Source organism: Mesorhizobium sp. M4B.F.Ca.ET.203.01.1.1, assembly GCF_004791025.1.
Lineage (GTDB): Bacteria > Pseudomonadota > Alphaproteobacteria > Rhizobiales > Rhizobiaceae > Mesorhizobium > Mesorhizobium abyssinicae.
Genome location: NZ_SRUO01000074.1, coordinates 1 through 417 on the forward strand (window position 1 = coordinate 1; position 417 = coordinate 417).

A 417-nucleotide genomic window follows, 5' to 3' on the forward strand; every position below is an offset into this window, starting at 1 on the left:
GATCGCAGGAACCCATTTCCAGAACACTCCTTCCATCCTCTCGGGATAGTATTTGAACTCACATTCGAACCGTCGTGCGTAGCTGGCGGCGGCGGCAAGCGCTGCCGCGCTGACGGGACGCATGCCCGTTCCCGGCGCGAACCAATCCTCCAGCAGATCGTCGGGCACATAGGCGCCGATCCTCAGCGGGAGCTGCTGCAGGACGACGTCCATTTCCTTCGGCGGCACCGCGTTCATTCGCTTTCGGGTCCTCGCGACCGTCAAATTTGAAGTCCCTGCGATTCCACGCACTAGTGAACTGCGTTCTCGGTCTCGAGTTCCATGAGAATCGGCAGAACGCTTCCTCTCCCATCCCATTACACGGGGAGAAGGAGCGGGCCATTCCCCGCGCCGTCGTCATCCTCGGGCTTTTGACCC

The 417-nt window shown here is 60.9% G+C and carries 1 protein-coding gene; it reads right to left on the reverse strand.

The window, feature by feature from the left end:
* Nucleotides 1–228 (reverse strand): hypothetical protein (locus EN846_RS33680; RefSeq protein ID WP_095806157.1); only part of this gene is annotated, 228 nt, incomplete at its 3' end.
* Between the last annotated feature and the right edge of the window lie 189 nt (nt 229–417).